This window comes from Lyngbya sp. CCY1209 (genome assembly GCF_055795065.1).
Genome location: NZ_JAYFER010000137.1, coordinates 1 through 801, shown reverse-complemented (window position 1 = coordinate 801; position 801 = coordinate 1). Strand labels below are relative to the sequence as shown.

The window sequence follows — 801 nt, the reverse complement described above, 5'->3', positions numbered from 1 at the left end:
GGTGCCCCACAGAGATATTGGTAGAAACCCGGTTTCTAGACCTACAGGTTGGGAGGAAGAAACCGGGTTTCTAGAAGGATTTTGGTTTCCCCACAGAGATGTTGGTAGAAACCCGGTTTCTAGACATATCGTAGGGAGAAGGAAACCTATTTAGAATTATATCAGCCAGAAAAGCCACCAAAAACGAAAGCAAAGAATATAGGAGATAAACTCATGGAACCGGAATACGATCTCTCAAAAATGAACAGAAGACCCAACCCTTTTGCCAAACAGTTAAAAAAACAAGTCACAATTTATCTGGGAATCGACGCGATCGAATATTTTGAAAGAATGGCTCAAGAAGAAGGGGTATCTTATCAAGAAATCATCAATCTTTATTTGCAAGATTGCGTCACTTCTCAACGCAAGTTATCTGTCAATTAGTTGATTTTACTCTCTGGTGAGGAGGAAGAAACCGGGTTTCGAGAAGAGTGTTGGGTTCCCTACAGAGATATTGGTATAAAACCGGTTTCTAGACAGATAGCTTGGGGAAGAAGAACCCCGGAGAGATATCGTTAGGAAGAAGAAACCGCTTGGGAATCAATTCCCAAGCTAATAGCGAAAATCCTCTTAAGAGGATTAAAGAACAATCAAATTAGGTCAGTCCACTTCAGTGGACTTTTGCTGTGAGCCTTGAAATTTATTTCAAGGCGGGATTGAGCGTAGAGAGGAATAAACCGCTTCTACCCCAACCCTCTTCAAAGTCCCCCTTTTTAAGGGGGATTTAGGGGGAGCAACCCCAACCCTCTTCAAAGTCCCCCT

1 protein-coding gene is annotated in these 801 nt (G+C 42.6%); it reads left to right on the top strand.

Going from position 1 to position 801, the window contains the following annotated elements:
• Positions 1-240 precede the first annotated feature (240 nt).
• Positions 241-423, top strand: a complete 183-nt coding sequence (locus AC0QHF_RS01395) for an antitoxin (RefSeq protein ID WP_324702395.1) — start codon at positions 241-243, stop codon at positions 421-423.
• Positions 424-801: the final 378 nt, after the last annotated feature.

Excerpts from the sequence above, each read along its gene's own strand:
- AC0QHF_RS01395 (WP_324702395.1), top strand. The coding sequence starts at position 241 with ATGAACAGAAGACCCAACCCTTTTGCCAAACAGTTAAAAAAACAAGTC.